The organism is Actinoplanes sp. NPDC049599 (assembly GCF_044465625.1).
GTDB lineage: Bacteria > Actinomycetota > Actinomycetes > Mycobacteriales > Micromonosporaceae > Actinoplanes.
In genome coordinates this window covers 18,059-37,252 of record NZ_JBITLX010000024.1, presented here as the reverse complement: position 1 = coordinate 37,252, position 19,194 = coordinate 18,059, and the positions used below count along the sequence as shown (strand labels likewise).

Below are 19,194 nucleotides of genomic sequence, written 5' to 3'. Positions count from 1 at the left end.
GCAGCCGATTCCCGAGGCCGTGGCCTGGTCTCTGCGCGCCGACGCCTGGGCACGGAATCCTGAGACACCAGGTGAGCAGACCGGCACGGTGAGTCGCTGGTCCGACGTCGCGGCCACCGGCCGGCCCGCGGTGCCGGCCGAGGGCGTCGGCTGGCGCACCCAGACTTCCGAGTGGCGCTCCACCGCCGAGAGCGCGCGCTGGCGGCAGACGACCGAGTGGCGTTCCGCCACCGGCTCGCACGGCTGGCGCACCACCACCGAGGCCTGGCAGAGCGGCGACGCCGAGAGCGTCATCCCGCCGCAGGTCGACACCCCGAACCGGCTGCCGGCCATCTCCGGCACGGCCTGGCCGACCCCCGCGACCGACGATCCGGCGGGCACCACCCCCAGCTGGCAACAGCCGGCCGACAGCACCCCGTCCTGGCAGCAGCCCGCCGACCCGCGACAGAGCCAGCCCGGCGCCGGCCCGCCGTGGGAAGCGGCCCGCGGCGACGACCGGCCGGCCTGGCAGCAGTTCGCGTCCGGTGGCGCCACTCCTCCGTGGCAGCCCGCCGACGCGCCGCCGCCCCGCCAGCGCGAGCCCGAGGGACGCCCCTCGTGGGACAGCCGGCCCAGCTGGCAGGCGTTCACCGAGACAAGTCGCCCGGCGCCGGAGGGCTCGTGGCGGGAGACGCCGCCGGCGAGCGCGCCCACCTCGTACTCCGGAAGTTGGTCGGCGCCGATCGACGACGGCCGCCACCTGGTCCGCGAGGACGACCGCGCCGCCTGGCGCGAGTCGGCCGCCGGGCAGGCCCGGCCGGCCGACGCGCCACCGGTGGGTCGCCGCCGGGCGCCCGACGTCGGCTCCCGCACCAGCGGGGGTACGGGCTGGACGGTACGTTCCGACGCCGACAACTGGGCCGGGCACACCGACACCGGCAGCATGCCCGCGTTCCAGGACCCGTCGACGACCGCCGAGCCGAGCTGGCGTCGCGGAGGCATCGAGCCGCCCGCGACGGACGGCTGGCGCACAAGCACCACCACCAACAGCTGGCAGAGCCCGCCGGCCACCGACAGCTGGCGCAGTGGCGACCAGTCCCGCCCCGACCCCACCCGCCCTGAGCAGCCCCGCACGGACAGCTGGCGGACGCCACCGGCAGCCGAGGGGTGGCGCAGCGGTGACGAATCCCGCGCGGACGGCTGGCGCGACACCGGCTCGTGGCGGCGCGACCCGGAGCCGGGACCGCCGGCCGACCCCTGGGCGCAGAACGCCGGGGAGACGGGCGTCATCCCGCTGCCCCTGCAGCCCCGCGACACCGGCAGCTGGCAGGATCCGGCGGGGCGTGGCGATACGGGCTCCTGGCAGCGCGAGCCCGAGGTCGGCGGTCGCCAGAGCCGGATCGAGCCGGGCTCATGGCAACGCGCGCCGGAAGCCGGCCGCACCGACACCGGCTCGTGGCAGCAGGGTACGGCCAACGGCCGCACCGACACGGGCTCCTGGCAACAGGGCGCAACCAACGGCCGCACCGACACCGGCTCTTGGCAACAGGGCGAGACCAGCCGCTCCTGGCAAGGCCGGCCGGAAGTCGGCCGCACCGACACCGGCTCCTGGCAACGCGGACCGGAAGCCGGCCGCACCGACACCGGCTCCTGGCAGCAGGGCACAGCCAACGGCAGCTCCGACACCGGGTCCTGGCAGGGCCGGCCGGAAGTCGGCCGCACCGACACCGGCTCCTGGCAGCGGGATGCGCCTAACGGCCGCGCCGACACCGACTCCAGGCGGGGTGCGCCTAACGGCCGCACCGACACGGGCTCCTGGCAGCAGGGCACGGCCAACGGCCGCACCGACACGGGCTCCTGGCAGCGCGGGGCCGACGGCAGCCGCACCGACACCGGCTCGTGGCGCCGCGAGCCCGAGCCACCCGCCCGCGGTCGTGAACTCGAGCGCTGGCCCGGCACCCAGCCGAGTCCGGAACCCCGCCGCAGCCCCGACGCTTTCCGCGCCCCCGAGCCCGGCCCGGTGCCTTTCCGCGCTCCCGAGCCCGGAGCGGCACCCTTCCGCGCCCCCGAGCCCGGCCCGGTTCCCTTCCGCGACTCGCCGCCGTCCCGCGGCGGCGAGCTCGAACGCTGGCCCGGCGCCCGCCCCGGCCCGGAACCCCGCCGCGGCCCCGACGCCTACCAGGCCCCCGAGCCCCGCCGCGGCCCGGAGCCGTTCCGCGAACCAGGTCCCCGCCGAGGACAGGAAGCCTTCCGGGCCCCCGACGAGCCGCGACGCGCCCCCGACGAGTCCCGGCGCGGTGTCGAACCCCCCGGCCCCCGACGAGGCCGACGCGACACCGAAGCGCCGCGCGGGCCGGAGCCTCGGCGCGGTGTTGAGGCTGGTCAGCGCAGCGGCGGGATCCCGCGTGGGCCCGACGGACAGCGCGGCCCGCGCCGGCCCGAGCTGGACCGCGGCCCGGACACCCAGCGGGACTACCGCCGGCGCGAGCGGGACACCAGCTGGCAGCGGGAACTCGAGTCCGGCGCCTGGCACCGGGACCCTGAGTCGGACGTGTGGCTGCGGGACAGCGACACCGGCCAGTGGCACCGGCAGGAGCCCGAGGACGAAGAAGACGAGGATGATGACCGAGGCCCTCGCCGAGGTCCCCGCGACGACGATCGCGGCAGCGGCGGTGGGCGACGACGCCCCGCCGCACTGGAGAGCCGCGAGGCGGTTGCCCGACGTGATCGTGACGCGGCCGCGCGGTTCCGCAGCGAACCGGCCGACGACGACGGTCCACGCCGCCGCGCGCCCGAACCCCGTACGACCCGCCTGCAGCTGACCGCGAGCGCGGAACCGCCGCTCGATCCCGAGATCTGGCGCCGCGACGGCGAGGCACCGACCAGGCCGATCTCCCCCTCGCGGCGGCGCGACGCCAACGTGCCCGTTTCGGCCCAGCCCGCGTCCTGGCAGCGTGACGAGGACGAGCCGCCGGCCTCCTGGCAGCGTGACCAGGACGGGCCGGTCTCGGCGCCGCCCCGCTCCTGGCGGGAGGACGACATGCCGGCGGCGGCCTGGCAGCGGGAGGACGACCGGCCGATGTCCGCGCCGCCGGATCAGCGGCGGCGGGGGGCCGGTCCGGACAGCCCGGTCTCCGCCATGCCCGACGATCAGCCGGCGGCGCGTCTGCGCGATGTCGAGCCGATGTCCGCGCCGCCGGACCAACGTGCGCGCGGCAGTGCTTCCGTGGCCGTCCCCGGGACACGGCCGCGCGGCGGGGAGACCGCAGCCCGGCCCGTGTCCGGCACTGCCGGCTCGGCCACCCCGGTGTCTTCGCAGCCGGGCGCCTGGCGAGCCGACGCTCAGGCGGCTGCCCGCACCGATGCATGGCGGAACCAGCTGCGCGCAGAGCAGGGTGAGCCGCCGCTGGTGAGCGAGGCGGCGACCGAGATCCGTCCGCCGGTCGAGCCGGGCGCCTGGCGGCAGGCCGAGGCCGACGACACCGGCCGTGGCTCGGCGACCTATCGCGAGGGCAGCACCGGGGACTGGCGGCGGGAGCTCAACGCCGACAGCGATCTGGCCGACGGTGAGTCGCGGCGGATCAGCACGGCCGACTTCGTGCCGTTCCGGCCGCCGTCGAAGAACGGGGCCGCGGCCTCGGTGAAGGTGCCGGCCGCCAACTCGGCCTCCGAGGGCGCGACGGAGGTCATTCAGCGCACCGGCGCCCGGTGGCAGGACCCGCCGGACACGCAGTGGCCGCCGCGCGGCGCGGTGGCGTCGTCGGCCGGGACCTACGAGCGGCGCCCGGTCAGCACGCTGCCGTCGCCTTCGGCGCGGCAGAACGACCTGCTCGAACCGGACGAGGAACTCGAGGAGGACACCGGCGGTCCGCTCGCGGCCGTGGGTTACACGGTCGTCTGGTACGGCGTGCCGGTTGTCCTCTTTGTGCTCTACATGCTCGTGCTCAACGGCACCCAGCAGGCGCACGCGCTCGACACCCTGGCCGGCGCCGCCCCGCAGTTCGGCCTGTCCCTGGTGCTGAGCATGCTGGTCGCCGTGGGTCTGCGCTGGGCGAGCGGCTCCTGGAAGGCGGCGAGCGTGGGCCTCGCCGCGGCGGTGATGGGCGGCGGCCTGGCGACCGTGCTGACCTCCGCGATCACCGGTCAATCGCTCAGCTGACGAGCAAAAGCCTCCGCGAACGACAAAGCGCGCCGGCCCCGAGGGGCCGGCGCGCTGAGCGTGAACCGTGTTACTTGGCGGCGACGACGTTCACGGGGAACGACGCGGTCACCTCGGGGTGCAGCTTGACCTGGACCTTGTAAGCGCCCGTGGTCTTGATCGGGGCCGTCAGCTCAAGACGACGCCGGTCCAGCGCGGGACCGCCGGCGGTCTTGACCGCGTCGACGATCTCGGCCGGGGTGATCGAGCCGAACAGCCGGCCGCCGGTGCCGGACCGCGCCGACAGGGTGACCTTGAGGCCCTCGAGCTGGCCCTTGACCTCGTTGGCCTGGCCCAGGTCGCGGATCTCCCGGGCGTCGCGCGCCCGCTTGATGACCGTGACCTGCTTCTCGGCGCCCTTGCTCCAGCGGATCGCGAAACCCTGCGGGAGGAGGTAGTTACGGCCGTAGCCGTCCTTGACCTCGATGACATCGCCGGGGGTGCCGAGGCCCGACACCTCCTGAGTAAGGATGATCTTCATTTCGGTGCCTCCCCTCAGCGCGCCGTGGCCGTGTACGGCAGGAGCGCCATCTCACGGGCGTTCTTGACCGCGCGGGCGATCTGCCGCTGCTGCTGCGAGGTCACGCCGGTCACCCGCCGAGCGCGGATCTTGCCGCGGTCGGAGATGAACTTGCGCAGCAGCGCGGTGTCCTTGTAGTCGATGTAGGTGATCCCGTCCTTGTCGAGCGGGTTCACCTTCTTCTTCGGCTTGCGAAGTGCCGCAGCCTTAGCCATAGCTCTTAACTCCTGAAATCAAGAAAGCCCGTCGGGCTCAGAAAGGTGGCTCGTCGTCGAACGAGGAGTTGCTGCTGGCGCCGCCCCCGCTGGGACGGGCGCCGGAAGCCGGGGCCGCCGTGGCCCAGGGGTCGTCGAAGTTGGAGTTGTTGCCTCCGCCTCCGCCGCCGCTGGGCTGCCGGTTGCCACCACCAGCGCCGCCGCCGGAGGCGCCGAAGCCGCCCCCACCGCCGCCGCCGGACCGGGACATCTTCTGCACCTTCGCCGTGGCGTAGCGCAGGGACGGGCCGATCTCGTCGACCTCGAGCTCATAGACGGTGCGCTTCTCGCCCTCGCGGGTCTCGTAAGACCGCTGGCGCAGCCGGCCCTGCACGATCACCCGAGCGCCACGCTGCAGCGACTCGGCGACGTGCTCGGCGGCGTCACGCCAGACGTTGCACGCAAGGAAGAGTGGCTCGCCGTCTTTCCATTCGCCCGACTGCCGGTCCATCGTCCGCGGTGTCGAAGCGATGCGGAACTTGGCGACTGCCGCCCCCGAGGGGGTGAAGCGCAGCTCAGGGTCGTCGGTCAAGTTACCGACGACCGTGATGGTGGTTTCTCCTGCCATGATCTTCTCCTCGCCGCTTCATGCGTTTCGCAAGGAGGCTCTCAGAGCCCCCTGACAAAAACGAACGTCAGCGGGTCTCGGGCCGGATGACCTTGGTCCGCAGGATCGACTCGTTCAGGCGGAGCTGACGGTCCAGCTCGGCCACAGCCTCCGGCGTCGCCTGCAGGTCGACGACAGCGTAGATGCCTTCGGCCTTCTTGTTGATCTCGAACGAGAGCCGGCGACGGCCCCACACATCGAGCTTCTCCACCGAGCCGCCCGCGGTGCGGATCACGTTCAGGTACGTGTCGAGCGACGGTGCAACGGTGCGCTCCTCGAGACTGGGGTCGAGGATCACCATGAGTTCGTAATGACGCAAGACGTTCTCACCTCCTGTGGGCTTAGCGGCCACGGTCTCTCCGTGGCAGGAGGTCTTGTGTCGCTCGCAACAGAAAACCGTGGGCGGCGCCCACGGCAGACACATTGCGAACCGAGCCAGCATACCCGCGCGGGGGCGTGCGCCCAAAAAGGGCCCCGTCCACGGACGGAGCCCTTCAAGGCGGGAAGCCGCGGGGCGCCCGGTCCGCATTCGCTGGGTGGGACCTGGGGAGGAACGACCACACCGATGAGATTGGAACGGCCGCCCCGCGGAGCCTGTCTGTCGACTAGTCTACGCGACACTTGTCCGAGATGCACGTTGCGACACCATTGCCCGAATTACCCCGATTGCCACACCGAGCACGCTCACCGTCGCGATCAGCGCGAGCAGCCCGACCGGCCGTGACTCCGGCAACGGCCGCATCGCCGCGACCGGCTCCGCCACGACAACGCCCGAGGACGCTCCGGCCGGCGGGTCCGGCGCGGCCACCGTCGGTGGCGCGGGCAGATCAAGACTGGGTACGCCGGGAAGAATCGTCTTGTCGTCACCGGGTGGCATCCCCGAGAACGCCGGAGCGACGGCTCCCGCCGTACCCCTGGTCGGTTTTGTGGTCTTGACCCGGGAGGCCGCACCGCCCTGCGGCATCGCCTGGGCAGCCGTGGTCGCGGCCTGGGCGGCGACCCGGGTGGCGTGCGCCGGGTTCGGGCGGCCGGCCGACGGTCGCCCGGCCGCGGTGGTCGGCGGGCGTTGCGGCCGGGTCGCCGGCGGGACCGAATCCGGCAGCGCGGAGCCGGTGTCCGACGGCGCGGCGGGCGTGCCCGGCTCGGTGGGCGTGCCCGGCGTCTCGGCCGTGTCCGTGTCCGGATCGAGCGGCGCGGGGATCGGATCGGGCCCGTCCGTCAGCACCGGCGTCGCCGTGACCAGGACCGGCGTCGCCTGATCGGTGATCGCGCAGGTCGGATCGAGGGTGACGGCCGTGGTGCCGCGGCGGAAGACCACCTCGGTCGAGCCGTCGTCCGGGAGTGAACCCCGGGCCTCGCCGTTGAGCCGCAGCTGCGCGCCGTGCCCGGTCCGGTTGACCAGCAGCACCCGACCGTCGGCCGGCACGGTCATGGACTCGACGGAGGGCGTGGACTTGCAGGAGAGGCCGAGCACCCCGCCGCCCGCGAAGACCACCTGCCGACCGCCGCCGGAGACCTGCTCGGCGCTGGCCGTGCCGGTCGTCAGCAGCGCGGCACCGAGCAGAAATCCGCCCAATGCCGTCGCCGTCACACGGTTTCGGACTTGCCGCGACATGCACCATCTCCCAGCTCGACCGGTTCGCACCGGTACGTAGGTATGTGTGATCCTCTCGATTAACGACGCCCGGACGAGCCCGGTGACGCGTACGGTTGCGATGCGACAACGGCGGGTGACCGTCGTACCCACGTCGTAGGCTCGGACCCATGCGCATCGGAGCCCATGTCGATCCCGCCGGACCCCTCGAAGCGGCCGCCGCTCGCGGCGCCGACGTCGTCCAGTTCTTCCTCGCTGATCCGCAGGGCTGGAAGGCCCCGGCCGAGCGACCGGACGCGTCGGCGCTCAAGGCGTCCGACGTGGACATCTACGTCCACGCGCCCTACGTGATCAATGTGGCCACACTGAACAACCGGATCCGCATCCCGAGCCGCAAGCTGCTGCTGACGCACGCCCGCGCCGCGGCCGCGATCGGGGCGCGCGGCCTGATCGTGCACGGCGGGCACGTGAACGCCGGCGACGACATCGCGGTCGGATTCGACAATTGGCGCAAGACTTTTGCGTACGTGGAAAAGGAAGGCGGCCTGCCACTGCCGATCCTGATCGAGAACACGGCCGGCGGCGACCACGCAATGGCCCGCCGCTTCGACAACCTGGCCCGCCTGTGGGACGCGGTGGGCGAATTCGGCGCGGGCTTCTGCCTGGACACGTGCCACGCCCACGCGGGCGGCGAGGAGCTGCTCGACATCGTGGACCGGGTCAAGTCGATCACCGGCCGCATCGACCTGATCCACGCGAACGACTCGAAGGACGGCTTCGACTCGGGCCGCGACCGGCACGACAACCTCGGCAATGGCAAGATCGACCCGGAGCTGGTCGTGGCGGCGATCCGCGCCGCGGGCGCCCCCGCGATCGTCGAGACACCCGGCGGCGTGGAAGGCCAGTCCGCCGACATCGCGCTGCTGCGCGAGAGGGCGGCCAGCTGACGCAGCGCCACGAGGGAGCAGCATGACGACGGACCAGCCGCCGCCGCGGGTCGGCGCCGATCCCGACCCGGCCGAGGCCGCGCCGGGGGAGACGCGTCGCTCGGGCGCCGACTCTCCGGGCGCCGACTCTCCGGGCGCCGGTGCGGGCAGTGGGCCGGAGTTGGTGGGTGAAACCGTCGCGCAGTCGGCGGGATCGGCCGGGTCGGCCGGGTCGGCCGGATCAGCCGGGTCCGCTGGATCAGCCGGATCAGCCGGGTCCGCTGGATCAGCCGGATCAGCCGGATCAGCCGGATCAGCCGGATCAGCTGGATCAGCCGGATCAGCCGGGTCCGCTGGATCAGCCGGATCAGCCGGGTCCGCTGGATCAGCCGGATCAGCCGGATCAGCCGGATCAGCTGGATCAGCCGGATCAGCCGGGTCCGCTGGATCAGCCGGATCCTCCGAGTCGGCCAGGTCAGCTGGATCAGCTGGATCAGCGCAGGGCGGGGGGCAGCCCAAGGCTGTCCGGCGATGGGGCGGGCTGCGGAGAGCGCGGGCCGGCAAGAGTGCTCCGGTCGCGCTGCGGCCGGCCGTCCCGCCCGCGCCCGCATCCCTAGGTCAGCCGTCCACGAAGGACACTTGGGATAGATCGACCAGCCCCGCTTCTGACGCCGACAGCATGTTTCCCACGAACGGCTCGCCGGCCGACCCGGCCCCGGCCCCGGCCGACAGTGGCTCCGCGCCTGAGCAGACGACCGGCGCCGCAGCGCGGCCAACGAGCCGCCCTGAGGCCGCCGCCAGCAGGGGCGGCATTGGACCTCGGCCGGCTGTCGGCCGCACCTCGAGTGCCGCCTACAGCTCCATCTCCGCCGAGGAGAGCGCCGACGTCGGGATGTGGGAAAGCCCGAGGGACAACACCGCAGGCACCACAAGCGCAAACGCCGCGAAGGCAGACGGACCAGCTGTTGCCGAGCACGGCACCGCGAGCACGGCCACCGCAGGCGCAAGCGCCGCACTGGCGGAAGGCCCGGCCAACGCCGCGGGCACAACCGTCGCAAGAGCGGACGGCCCGGCCGGCACGGCGACAGCGAGCTCCACGAAAACAGATGGTCCGACTGACCCCGCAGCCACAAGCTCCGCGAAAACAGCTGGCCAGGCCGACTCAAAGGGCAGCCCCGCCCGCGCAAATGCTGCGAAGGAGAACAAAACGGCTGGCGCCGCAGCGGGCTCCCTGGCCGGTGCCGCAAGCCCCGCAAAAACGGACGCACCGACCGGCACTGCAAGCACCGCCAAAACCGACGGCCCGGCGAGCACCACGAAGACCGACGCCGCGGTGACCGCCGCCAAGACCGACGGCCCGGCCGATGCCAAGGCCGGAAAGACCGAAGGCAAAGACGAGCCGGACGGCGAAGCCGGCAAGAAGGCCGAGCCGGAAGCGACCACCGGAAAAGGCCTCCGCCGCCGCAAGCCCAAGCTCCCCTCCACCCGCCCCCCAGGCGCCCCGCCCGACCCCTGGACCGCCTTCGCCGAGACCTCCGAGCGTTCCCCCGGCCGCATCCGCCGCGCCACCCGTCGCGTCGGTCGTGTTCTCATCCACGAGTACGCCCTGGTCACCTACGGTTCCCTGGTGCTGGCCGTGCTGCTCACCTGGCCCACCCTGCAGTACCCGCTGCACACGTTCCCGCAGGACATCTGGGATCCGTCCCGGCAGGCCTGGCAGATCTCCTGGGCCGGGCACATCCTCATCACCGACCCGGCCAAGCTCTGGCAGGCCAACGCCTTCTTCCCGGAGCCGTACAGCTTCGCCTCCGGCAACAGCATGCTCGGCTATGCCCCCGCCGGCATGCTCGGCAGCGGCCCGGTCGCCGCCGTCCTGCGGTACAACATCCTCTTTGTGCTCGCCCACGCCCTGCTCGCCATCGGCGGCTACGCGTTGATCCGGCAGTGCGGCGCCGGCCGGACCGGTGCGCTGGTCGGTGCGGTTGCGTTCGCGTACGCGCCGTGGCGACTGGCCCAGGAGGGGCACCTCGACGTCATCTCCGCGGGCGGGATTCCGCTGGCTCTGGCCATGCTCGCCCGGGGGCACGGCTGGTCCATGCGGTACGGCTTCCGCCCCGGCCGCCGCCATGCCGGCTGGGCCGCCGTCGGCTGGCTCGTCGCGGTCTGGCAGGTCAGTCTCGGGTTCTCGCTCGGGCTGCCGTTCGCCTATGTGCTCGCGTTGCTGATCGTGGTGGTCGGGCTGGCCGTGCTGGTGCGCCGGTTGCGTCGCCGGTCGCCGCGGCCCGTGCTCGGCTGGCGGCTGCTGGTCACCGATCTGCTCGGCACCCTGATCTTCGCCGGCGTCGGGTTGCTGATCGCGCTGCCGTACCTGCGGGTGCCGGACACCGCGCCCGCCGGCACCGAGATCAAGTTCTTCTCGCCGCCGTTGCGGGCCCTGCTGATCGGGCCGGCCGAGTCGCGGATCTGGGGTGGGCCGCATGCGGTGCCGCGGCAGTCGCTGGGCTGGCCCGCCGAGATGGCTCTGTTACCGGGGTTTGTCCTCTATGCCCTGGCGCTGGTCGGGCTGGTCTTCTCCGTGTGGCGGATCTGGCAGCGCCTGCTGTTGCTCGCCGCCGTTGTCGTCAGCGTGATCCTGACCCTCGGCACCACCTTCTTCGAGGGCCGGTGGACCTACCTGCCCCTCTTCGGCCATCTGTCGTCGGCGTTCGGGGTGCGGATCCCCGGCCGCCTGATGTTGTGGGTGACGTTGCTGCTGGCGATCCTCGCCGCGGGGGCGGTTGCCGAGTTCGTCCGGCGGGCCGAGCATCTGGCGGCGGCTCGGATGCCACCGTGGCCCGGGCCGTGGCTGCGGCTGGCGACGCTCGTGCCGTTGCTGCTGGTGGTGGTCGAGACCTGGAACGCAACCGCGCATCCGGTGGTGCCCGAGCAGCCGGCCGCGATGCGGACCATCACCGGCCCGATGCTGGTGCTGCCGACGACGGCGCTCACCGACCAGACCGTGATGCTCTGGACGACGTCACGGTTCCAGCAGGTGGCGAACGGCAGCGGCGGGTTCGCCCCGCAACGCCAGTCCGAGCTGCGGCGTTCGGTGGCGGCGTTCCCGGACCGGGCGAGCGTCGACTACCTGCGGCAGCTCAAGGTCGGCGCGGTGCTGCTGCTGCGGAGCCAGGTGGTGGGCACGCCGTGGGAGCGGTCCGGCGACGTGCCGGTGGACACGCTGGGCATCCGCCGGGAGGACCTGGACAACAACACGGTGGTCTTCTACCTGAACTAACGGCGAATGCTCAGCCTACCGGCGTGGGCGAAGCCGCCGGTGGGGCCGCTTCCTCGGCCTCCGCGGGTCGTGGCGTCAGCCGCAGTCGCCGTCGCAGCCCCTCGACCCAGCCGGCGTCCGGCGCCTCGTTGAGCACCCCGCCGTCCGGGTCGTCGCGGTAGGTCTGCCGCACCACGTCCAGTTCCGGGCGCCAGATCTCCCGGATCACCAGCCCGCAGAGGATCCCCACCGTGATCAGCCGCAGGCTCGAGGCCAGCACGAACGTGCCCTCCGGAATGACCGGCTTGCCGCCGGCGCCGAGCAGCTCCGCGTAGAACGCCGTGAAGTAGCCGATCTCCGCCACCGTCCACGCGATGATCGCTCCCCAGCGCGGCCGGGCCAGCACGATCAGCGGCAGCAGCCAGAGCACGTACTGCTGGGACCAGACCTTGCTGAAGATCAGGAAGGCCGCCACCACCAGGAACGCCAGCTGGGCGAGCCGGGGCCGGCGCGGGGCCAGCAGGCACAGCACGGCCACCCCGAGGCAGGCGAGGGCGGTCAGGCCGTACGAGAGGTTGTTGAGCACCGGGATGTGGTCGCTGAGCCATTGGAACGGGCCCTGATCGCCGACCGTCCCGGTGTTCCACTTCGTGTCCAGGTAGCGCCCGACGTACCAGGAGGTGCCCCAGTCGATCGGCCGGTCCTGGTTGAGTTCGAAGAAGCGGTTCCAGCTCGTGCGATACAGCACCGCCACCGGGATGTTGACCGCCACCCAGGCCACCGCCGCCGTGGCGGTCGCCAGCCAGAACGGGGCCAGGCGTTTCGCCCGCAGGCCCAGGACGAACAGCGGCCCGAGGATGAACAGCGGCCACAGCTTGGCCGCGCCGCCCAGGCCGAGCAGCAGGCCGGCGGCCACCGGCCATCGTCTGGCCCAGGCGTACACGCCGAACACGGCCAGGGCGATGGCCAGGAAGTCCCAGTTGACCGTCGCGGTGATCAGCACGATCGGCGACAGGGCGAAGATCGCCGCGTCCCAGGGCCGGCGGCGGCGCAGCGCGAGGATCATCGCGATCGAGGCCACGGCCAGCGCGGACAGCACCAGCGCGTTGGCGTTGTAGAACCACTTGCCCTGGTTGATCTCCGGGTACTTCTGGCCGAGGGCGTGCACCGGCAGGCCGATCGCGCCCATGAAGTAGCCGGTGACCACCGGATACTCGACGGGGTGGTCCTTGTACGGGACCTTGCCCTCGTTGAGCCCCTCGGCGTAGTACAAGGCCAGCACGTCGGTGTAGCAGAACCGGGTGTACTGGACGTTCTTCTGCCAGTCGCCGTCCTGGCAGGGCGACTTCTGCACCCAGCTCAGCGCCAGCGTCATGCAGAGCAGCGCCAGGATGATCCGCGGTGCGGTCCAGAACCGGCTGCGGCGGGCGTCCGGGCGGACGGCATGGTCGCCGAGCGGTCCGCCGATCGCCTGCGACAACCCCCGGACGAAACCGTCCGATTCGGCGGGCAGGTCAGGGCGGTCGGTCTCCTCCGACGATGGCGCGCTCATGCTTTGGCATCATGCCGCATCGGCCGGACGGTCAGGCGACGCCCTACGGCACAGTCCGGCTACAAGGTCACAAAAGCGTAGCGGCGCCCGGCTCCGAGGAGCGGGCGCCGCTACGGCTGTCGAGGGCGTCAGCCGCCGCCGTCGATGTTTCCGTCGGTCTGACCGCCGCCGCCGTCGGTGTCGTTACCGGTGTCCCCGCCGGGGATCGTCGGTAACGTCGTGCCGGGCTGGCCGGTCTCGCCGCCGTTGTTGCCGTTGCCGTTGCCGCCGTTGTTGCCGTTGTTGTCACCACAGGGCAGGAAACCACAGAGCGGGTTGTTGTTGTTGTCCGGCTGCTCGACCGGAGGTGGCGGCGGCAGGACGCCGTTGCCCTTCTTGTTCGGGTCGACGAACGCCGTGGTGTTCGGCAGGAAGTCCTTGTTGTCGGCCTTGATCGCCTTCGAGGCGGCGTCCAGGAAGGTCTTCCAGATCTTGCCGGGCGTCGAGCCACCGTTCATCGGCGTCTTGGTGCCGGGACGGTAGATCGGCATCAGTTCCGTCTGCTTCTTCTTGTTGACCTTTTCGCGGCCGACCCAGACGGCAGCGGCGAGCTCCTTGGTGCCGCCGACCATCCAGGCGTCACCGTTGTCGCCGTCCTTGCCGCCCTTGCCGGTGAACTCCCAGGTGCCGGTCTTGCCGATGGCCTTGCGGCCGTTGTCCAGGTTGATGCCGTTGATCCCGGGGATCTTCTGCATCACGTTCTGAACCGCGGCGGCGACATCGGGGCTGAACGCCTCGACCGGCTTGAGCTTCTCGGCGGTGTTCTTCACCGGGACGAACTTGCCCGTCTTGGGGTCACGCTGGTCGACCTCGCGGACGAAGTGGGCCTTGTTGTAGACGCCGTTGTTGGCGATCGTCGCGACGCCGTTGGCGTGGTCGAGCGCGGTGATCGCGTACTGGCCGAAGCCGACCTCGCGGCCGTAGCCCTTCTTCTCGATCTCCGACTCGCTCAGCTTGTTGAGGTCGTAGCGGGCCGCGGTCTCCGGGTCACCGATCAGCTGGATGCCGGCCTTGTGGGCCATCTGGATGACCTTCTCCGGGCCCAGGGCGTCGGCGAGCCAGTAGAACGTGAAGTTGTACGACTGCTCGGTGGACACCTCGAGCGAACACGCCTTCGGGCTCGGGCACTTCAGGCCGCCGCCCTCCCGGCCGGCGTTGCTGATCTTGCCGCCGCCGTCGACCTTCTTCAGCGTGGAGTCCCAGATGGTGTCCATGCCGTAGCCGTCGGCCAGCGCCGCGATCAAGGTGTAGATCTTGAACGTCGAGCCGGGCGGCCGGCCGCCACCGATGAACGTCTTGCCGTCGTCGGTGTAGTTGGGCCCGGCGTAGTCCCAGCTGGCCGCGTCCGGGCCGCCGTAGTACGCGAGCACCCGCCCGTTCTCCGGGTTGATCGCGACCAGCGCCGACTTGTACGTGTCCGGCAGGTCGGCCAGCGGCGACTTCTTGCTGGTGCGGTTGGCGGCCTTCTCGGCCTCCTCCTGCACCGCGGTGTTGATCGTGGTGCGGATCTGCAGGCCACCCTGGTTCAGCATGTCGTCGCCGATGTTCATGTCGCGCAGCTCGCGCTTCACGTACTTGACGATCTTGGCACTCGGCTTGTTGTTACCGCAGGTGGTGGTGCACTTGTCCGGGTCCCACTTCTTCCAGGTCTTCGGGTACTCGGTGGGCGGGTTGATGCCCGACGGCACGCCGGCGTCCTTCATCCCGGCCGGCAGGGCCAGCTCGGCCATGTTGCCGACCGTGTAGCGCCAGCGGTCCTGGGCGTCCGGCATGTTGTTCTGCGGGTCGTAGCCCTGGTGCGTCTTGCTGGGCTCCGGCTGCTTGATCACCGAGGCGATGATCGCGGCCTCGCCGGCCGTGATCGCACCCTTCGTGCCGACCGGGGTCAGCGACGAGCGACCCGGGCCGAAGTACGCCTTGACGGCCGCCTCGACGCCGTACGCGCCGCGGCCGAAGTAAACGGAGTTGAGGTACCGGCCGAGGATCTCGTCCTTGCTGTACTCGTCCTCCATCTTGCGCGCGATGACCGCCTCGCGGAGCTTCACGTTGTACGTGATCTCTTTACGCTTGGTGGCGTACTTCGCGTACTGCTGGGTGATCGTCGACGCGCCCTGGGTGTCGCCGCCGGTGAAGTTGTTCCACGCGGCCCGGGCGATGCCCTTCATGTCGATGCCGTTGTGCTTGTAGAAGCCCTTGTCCTCGGCCGACACCACCGCGAGCTTGATCAGCGGGTTGATGCTGGCGTTCGGGACGATCGACCGGTTGAACTGACCCAGCGACGCGAGCACCGTCTTGTTGTCGCTCGCGAGCAGCTGCGTGGTCTGCGCCTCGGCGGTCGGCTCCTTGAAGGTGACGTTGTCGAAGAAGTAGGTGCCGCCGACCACGCCCGCGCCGAGCAGGATGACGACCACCGCCGCCGCAGCGGTCAGGATGTTCATCCGGCGGCGTCGCTTCGAGGCCTTGTTGAGGATCTTCGAGGCGCTGCCGCGGGAGCCCTGGCCGACGCCGTCACGGTCGTCCGGTCCACCCGGACCACCGACGCCGGGTGGCACCGGCCGCACCGCGGCGCGGGCGACCGCGCCCCGGCCGCCGTACGCGGGACCGGCCTCCGGGGGAGCGCCCACGGACGCGCGCCCGCCGACCCGGGCGGAACCCACGCTGCCCGTGCCTGCGCCGACCGAGGCGCGGCCGGCGCCGCCGACAGCAGCCCGGCCGCCGACCGGTGCGGCGCCGACAGGCGCGGCGCCACGCGGCGCGGGGCCGCTGACACTCGCGCGACCGCCGACCGGACGCCGATAGGCGTCGGGCGAGGGTCGTTCGTCGTAGCCGGACTGGTCGTCGTCAGGCGTGGATGCAGCGGACGGCCCGGGCACTCGGGCCCGGGCACGCGCAGACTGCGGATCGCCGTACGAGTTCATTCGGTCACACCTACCGGTCGCGGTGGCGCGCCAGAGAAGCCCTGGAGGGACTTCGGAGGCGATGCCACGGGCGGACGATTCTGGGCTGCGGGTCCGCAGCCGCCCTGTCGGATGTCAAGAATGACCGACTGCGGCGCTGGATGCCCGTATCGGTCGGGGTCGTGTCCACGTTAGCGACGTTGAGGCCGCTCACTGTCGGCCCTCCCGGCGATGTGACGACGACCCTGTCTCGCGGTGGCGGCCCGAGGCGGACGAGGCGACGGCCCCGCCCTGGTCCAGTTCGTCGGGGTTCAGCGCGTCCCGCCCGAGCAGGTACTGCTCGATCAGATGGTTCCACGCGCAGGATTGGCACACCTCGACCACGAAGACCTGAAACTCACGCAGCGTCATCGCCAGGACAGGCAGCTCCGCCAGCTTGCGGGCCTGCCCGGCGGACTGCTTGAGCTCATCGCCGTAGATGTAATGCACCAGGGTCAGATTGTCGCGACGGCAGACCGGACACCGGTCGTCGGTCGGCTCGCCGTGGAACCTAGCTGCGTTTTTCAGGTATGGCGACGCATCACAGACCTCAAGCGTCCCCACCTTGCCATTGTGCACGTCACGCAGCAGCGCTCGCTTCTGAAGCGAGTAGTCGACCACCTGCCGCTGCGTGCGCATGGCGAAGAGAGTACGCGGTCCACACCCGTACGGCGACAGCCATCACACAGCGTGGCGCGACCACTGCACAACCGTAGCCGCCCTTGCGGTCGAGCGGAACCCGATCTACGGTTGCGATGTATCGGGCCGATACATCGTGCGAGACGGCGGAGGGGGTGGGCGTCATGTTGGAACTCGCGATCCTCGGGCTGCTCCAGGAATCCCCGATGCACGGCTACGAGCTGCGCAAGGAACTCGCCACCAAGCTCGGCACGATCCGCGCGGCGATCAGCTACGGCACCTTGTACCCCACGCTCAAGCGCCTGCAGACCGCCGGCTGGATCGGCGAGGCCGAGATCGCCGACACCGAGATCATTCCCCCGCTCACCAGCAAGCGCGGCCGGGTTGTCTACAAAATCACGGCCGAGGGCAAGGAGCGATTCGCCGAGTTGCTCGCCCAGGCGGGTCCGGAGACGTACGACGACGCCGGCTTCGGTGTGCACTTCGCCTTCTTCTCCCGGACCGACCGGGCGACGCGGCTGCGGATCCTCGAGGGCCGCCGCCGCCGCATCGAGGAACGCCGGGAAGGCCTGCGCGAGGTTCTCTCGCGCGCCTCCGACCGCTTCGACGCCTACACCCTCGAACTGCAGCGCCACGGACTCGACGCCTGCGAGCGCGAAGTCCGCTGGCTGGAGGAGCTCATCACCAACGAGCGCTCCGGCCGATCCCCAGCTGGGGACACATCCCTCGAAAAACCGCGTCCTGACCTGGACCGGCCGTGATCAACAAGGAGGCAATCGCGATGGGCTCCGTCCGCGTCGCCATCGTCGGTGTGGGTAACTGCGCCTCGTCCCTCGTGCAGGGCGTGGAGTACTACCGCGAAGCCGACCCCAATGACCGCGTCCCCGGTCTCATGCACGTCAAGTTCGGTGACTACCACGTCGCCGACGTGAAGTTCGTCGCCGCGTTCGACGTGGACGCCAAGAAGGTCGGGATGGACCTCTCCGAGGCCATCGTGGCCAGCGAGAACAACACGATCACGCTGACCGACGTCGCGCCCACCGGCGTGACCGTCCAGCGTGGACCGACCTTCGACGGGCTGGGCACGTACTACCGCGAGATGGTCGAGGAGTCGTCCGCCGAGCCGGTCGACATCGCGCAGGCGCTGCGCGACGCCCAGGTCGACGTCGTCGTCTCGTACCTGCCGGTGGGTTCCGAGGAGGCTGACAAGTTCTACGCGCAGGCCGCGATCGACGCCGGTTGCGCGTTCGTCAACGCCCTGCCGGTCTTCATCGCCTCGGACCCGACGTGGGCGCAGAAGTTCACCGACGCCGGCCTGCCGATCGTCGGTGACGACATCAAGAGCCAGGTCGGCGCGACGATCGTGCACCGCGCGCTCGCCAAGCTGTTCGAGGACCGCGGCGTTGAGCTGCTGCGCACCTACCAGCTCAACTTCGGCGGCAACATGGACTTCATGAACATGCTGGAGCGCAAGCGCCTGGTGTCCAAGAAGATCTCCAAGACCCAGTCGGTGACCTCCCAGATCCCGCACGAGATGGTCAAGAGCGACGTGCACATCGGCCCGTCGGACCACGTGCCGTGGCTCGACGACCGCAAGTGGGCCTACATCCGGCTCGAGGGCCGCAGCTTCGGCGACACCCCGCTGAACGCGGAGCTCAAGCTCGAGGTGTGGGACTCGCCGAACTCGGCCGGCGTCATCATCGACGCGGTCCGCGCGGCGAAGATCGCCAAGGACCGCGGCATCGGTGGCCCGATCCTCTCGGCGAGCTCGTACTTCATGAAGTCCCCGCCGGTGCAGTACAACGACCACGACGCGAAGAACGCGGTCGAGGCGTTCATCGCGGGCGAGATCGAGCGCTGATCCACCGCTGAGGAAAGGCCGGACCGCAGGGCGGTCCGGCCTTCTTCCTTGTGAGCTTCGGCACTGCGATCGCCAAGCTCACCAACGTGCGTCCCACCACGGCCGCCGTCGCGCTCGGCCTCGCCGGCCTCCCTGGCGGCCTGTGCCCGCCCGGTCAACACCCCATCCGGTACGCCCGCAGCACCGTCCCGGGTCGTGACGTTCCAGGCCAGCGCCATGCCCGCCCAGCCGCAGGGCACACGTGCCCTGCGGCTGGAGCTGAACCCGCTGGCCGTCGGCCGGGCAGAGGCGCCGCCGGGGCCGGAGCTGAGAGCCTCGGCCCGCTCGCCGCGGACGGCACCTGTCGCCGGTGATCTCAGCCCCAGGCGCGCTCCAGGGCGACCCGGGCCTCCAGCTCCAGCAACTGCCGCTTGCGGGGCAGCCCGCCGCCGAAGCCGACCAGCTTGGCGCCGGCCCCGACCACCCGGTGACACGGCACGATCACCGGCACCGGGTTGTGGTTGCACGCCGTCCCCACGGCACGGGCCGCGCCGGGATCACCCAATGCCGTGGCGATGGCGCCGTAGGTCACCATTTCGCCGTACGGGATGGCCGCGATCTGGTCCCACACCGCGCGCTCGAAATGGGAGCCGCCGCGCAGCTCGACCGGCACGGTGAAGTCGGTGAGCGTGCCGGCGAAGTAGGCCGCCAGCTCGGCGACCGCCGGATGCTCGCCGGACTCGCCGTGGGTCGCGCCGAAGCGCACGCCGACCACCACGTCACCGTCGAGCACGATGCCGAGCGGTCCGATCGGGGACTCCACCACCAGCTGCACGACCCCATCCTGCCCCAGGGGT

General features: G+C 71.3%; 14 protein-coding genes. 5 read left to right on the top strand and 9 right to left on the bottom strand.

The window, feature by feature from the left end; genetic code table 11:
* The first annotated feature begins 88 nt into the window (after nucleotides 1-88).
* Complete coding sequence (locus tag ACIBQZ_RS32245) at nucleotides 89-4,138, top strand: hypothetical protein (RefSeq protein ID WP_396092603.1); 4,050 nt, start codon at nucleotides 89-91, stop codon at nucleotides 4,136-4,138.
* A 70-nt stretch (nucleotides 4,139-4,208) separates the two neighbouring features.
* Here the strand turns inward: ACIBQZ_RS32245 and rplI are convergent, their stop codons facing one another.
* From rplI to ACIBQZ_RS32220, 5 genes are all read right to left on the bottom strand, one after another.
* Nucleotides 4,209-4,658, bottom strand: a complete 450-nt coding sequence (rplI, locus tag ACIBQZ_RS32240) for a 50S ribosomal protein L9 (protein WP_396092602.1) — start codon at nucleotides 4,656-4,658, stop codon at nucleotides 4,209-4,211.
* A gap of 14 nt (nucleotides 4,659-4,672) precedes the next feature.
* Complete coding sequence (rpsR, locus tag ACIBQZ_RS32235) at nucleotides 4,673-4,912, bottom strand: 30S ribosomal protein S18 (protein WP_007073789.1); 240 nt, start codon at nucleotides 4,910-4,912, stop codon at nucleotides 4,673-4,675.
* A 37-nt stretch (nucleotides 4,913-4,949) separates the two neighbouring features.
* Nucleotides 4,950-5,519 (bottom strand): single-stranded DNA-binding protein, encoded by a 570-nt coding sequence (locus tag ACIBQZ_RS32230; RefSeq protein WP_396092601.1) that lies wholly within the window; start codon nucleotides 5,517-5,519, stop codon nucleotides 4,950-4,952.
* A 67-nt stretch (nucleotides 5,520-5,586) separates the two neighbouring features.
* Nucleotides 5,587-5,877 (bottom strand): 30S ribosomal protein S6, encoded by a 291-nt coding sequence (rpsF, locus tag ACIBQZ_RS32225; protein ID WP_023563150.1) that lies wholly within the window; start codon nucleotides 5,875-5,877, stop codon nucleotides 5,587-5,589.
* Nucleotides 5,878-6,168: 291 nt separating this feature from the next.
* Nucleotides 6,169-7,134 (bottom strand): hypothetical protein, encoded by a 966-nt coding sequence (locus tag ACIBQZ_RS32220; protein ID WP_396092600.1) that lies wholly within the window; start codon nucleotides 7,132-7,134, stop codon nucleotides 6,169-6,171.
* A gap of 188 nt (nucleotides 7,135-7,322) precedes the next feature.
* On the opposite strand from ACIBQZ_RS32220, the gene ACIBQZ_RS32215 reads away from it, so the two are divergent.
* Complete coding sequence (locus tag ACIBQZ_RS32215; RefSeq protein ID WP_396092599.1) at nucleotides 7,323-8,099, top strand: deoxyribonuclease IV; 777 nt, start codon at nucleotides 7,323-7,325, stop codon at nucleotides 8,097-8,099.
* Between the two features lie 1,312 nt (nucleotides 8,100-9,411).
* On the top strand, nucleotides 9,412-11,352 hold the full coding sequence (locus ACIBQZ_RS32210; protein WP_396092598.1) for a hypothetical protein: 1,941 nt from the start codon (nucleotides 9,412-9,414) through the stop codon (nucleotides 11,350-11,352).
* A 10-nt stretch (nucleotides 11,353-11,362) separates the two neighbouring features.
* Here the strand turns inward: ACIBQZ_RS32210 and ACIBQZ_RS32205 are convergent, their stop codons facing one another.
* The 3 genes from ACIBQZ_RS32205 to ACIBQZ_RS32195 all read right to left on the bottom strand — a co-directional run bounded on the left by ACIBQZ_RS32205 (nucleotide 11,363) and on the right by ACIBQZ_RS32195 (nucleotide 16,497).
* Entirely contained in the window at nucleotides 11,363-12,883 is a 1,521-nt protein-coding gene (locus ACIBQZ_RS32205) for a glycosyltransferase family 87 protein (RefSeq protein WP_396092597.1), read from the bottom strand.
* A gap of 128 nt (nucleotides 12,884-13,011) precedes the next feature.
* Complete coding sequence (locus ACIBQZ_RS32200; protein WP_396092596.1) at nucleotides 13,012-15,546, bottom strand: transglycosylase domain-containing protein; 2,535 nt, start codon at nucleotides 15,544-15,546, stop codon at nucleotides 13,012-13,014.
* A 483-nt stretch (nucleotides 15,547-16,029) separates the two neighbouring features.
* The gene (locus ACIBQZ_RS32195) at nucleotides 16,030-16,497 is read right to left on the bottom strand and encodes a DUF5318 domain-containing protein (protein ID WP_396092595.1); all 468 of its coding nucleotides are present in this window, start codon (nucleotides 16,495-16,497) and stop codon (nucleotides 16,030-16,032) included.
* Between the two features lie 164 nt (nucleotides 16,498-16,661).
* On the opposite strand from ACIBQZ_RS32195, the gene ACIBQZ_RS32190 reads away from it, so the two are divergent.
* Together ACIBQZ_RS32190 and ACIBQZ_RS32185 are read left to right on the top strand one after the other, a co-directional pair.
* Nucleotides 16,662-17,258, top strand: a complete 597-nt coding sequence (locus ACIBQZ_RS32190) for a PadR family transcriptional regulator (RefSeq protein ID WP_396092594.1) — start codon at nucleotides 16,662-16,664, stop codon at nucleotides 17,256-17,258.
* A gap of 20 nt (nucleotides 17,259-17,278) precedes the next feature.
* On the top strand, nucleotides 17,279-18,358 hold the full coding sequence (locus ACIBQZ_RS32185) for an inositol-3-phosphate synthase (protein ID WP_396092593.1): 1,080 nt from the start codon (nucleotides 17,279-17,281) through the stop codon (nucleotides 18,356-18,358).
* Nucleotides 18,359-18,713: 355 nt separating this feature from the next.
* Here the strand turns inward: ACIBQZ_RS32185 and ACIBQZ_RS32180 are convergent, their stop codons facing one another.
* Nucleotides 18,714-19,172, bottom strand: coding sequence for a methylated-DNA--[protein]-cysteine S-methyltransferase (locus ACIBQZ_RS32180; protein WP_396092592.1), 459 nt, complete (start codon nucleotides 19,170-19,172; stop codon nucleotides 18,714-18,716).
* Nucleotides 19,173-19,194 lie beyond the last annotated feature (22 nt).

Bases quoted from the DNA above. Each gene is read 5' to 3' on its own strand.
- rpsR (WP_007073789.1), bottom strand. From the start codon at position 4,912: ATGGCTAAGGCTGCGGCACTTCGCAAGCCGAAGAAGAAGGTGAACCCG.
- ACIBQZ_RS32205 (WP_396092597.1), bottom strand. From the start codon at position 12,883: ATGAGCGCGCCATCGTCGGAGGAGACCGACCGCCCTGACCTGCCCGCC.
- ACIBQZ_RS32230 (WP_396092601.1), bottom strand. From the start codon at position 5,519: ATGGCAGGAGAAACCACCATCACGGTCGTCGGTAACTTGACCGACGAC.
- ACIBQZ_RS32185 (WP_396092593.1), top strand. From the start codon at position 17,279: ATGGGCTCCGTCCGCGTCGCCATCGTCGGTGTGGGTAACTGCGCCTCG.
- ACIBQZ_RS32215 (WP_396092599.1), top strand. From the start codon at position 7,323: ATGCGCATCGGAGCCCATGTCGATCCCGCCGGACCCCTCGAAGCGGCC.
- ACIBQZ_RS32195 (WP_396092595.1), bottom strand. From the start codon at position 16,497: ATGCGCACGCAGCGGCAGGTGGTCGACTACTCGCTTCAGAAGCGAGCG.
- rplI (WP_396092602.1), bottom strand. From the start codon at position 4,658: ATGAAGATCATCCTTACTCAGGAGGTGTCGGGCCTCGGCACCCCCGGC.
- ACIBQZ_RS32190 (WP_396092594.1), top strand. From the start codon at position 16,662: ATGTTGGAACTCGCGATCCTCGGGCTGCTCCAGGAATCCCCGATGCAC.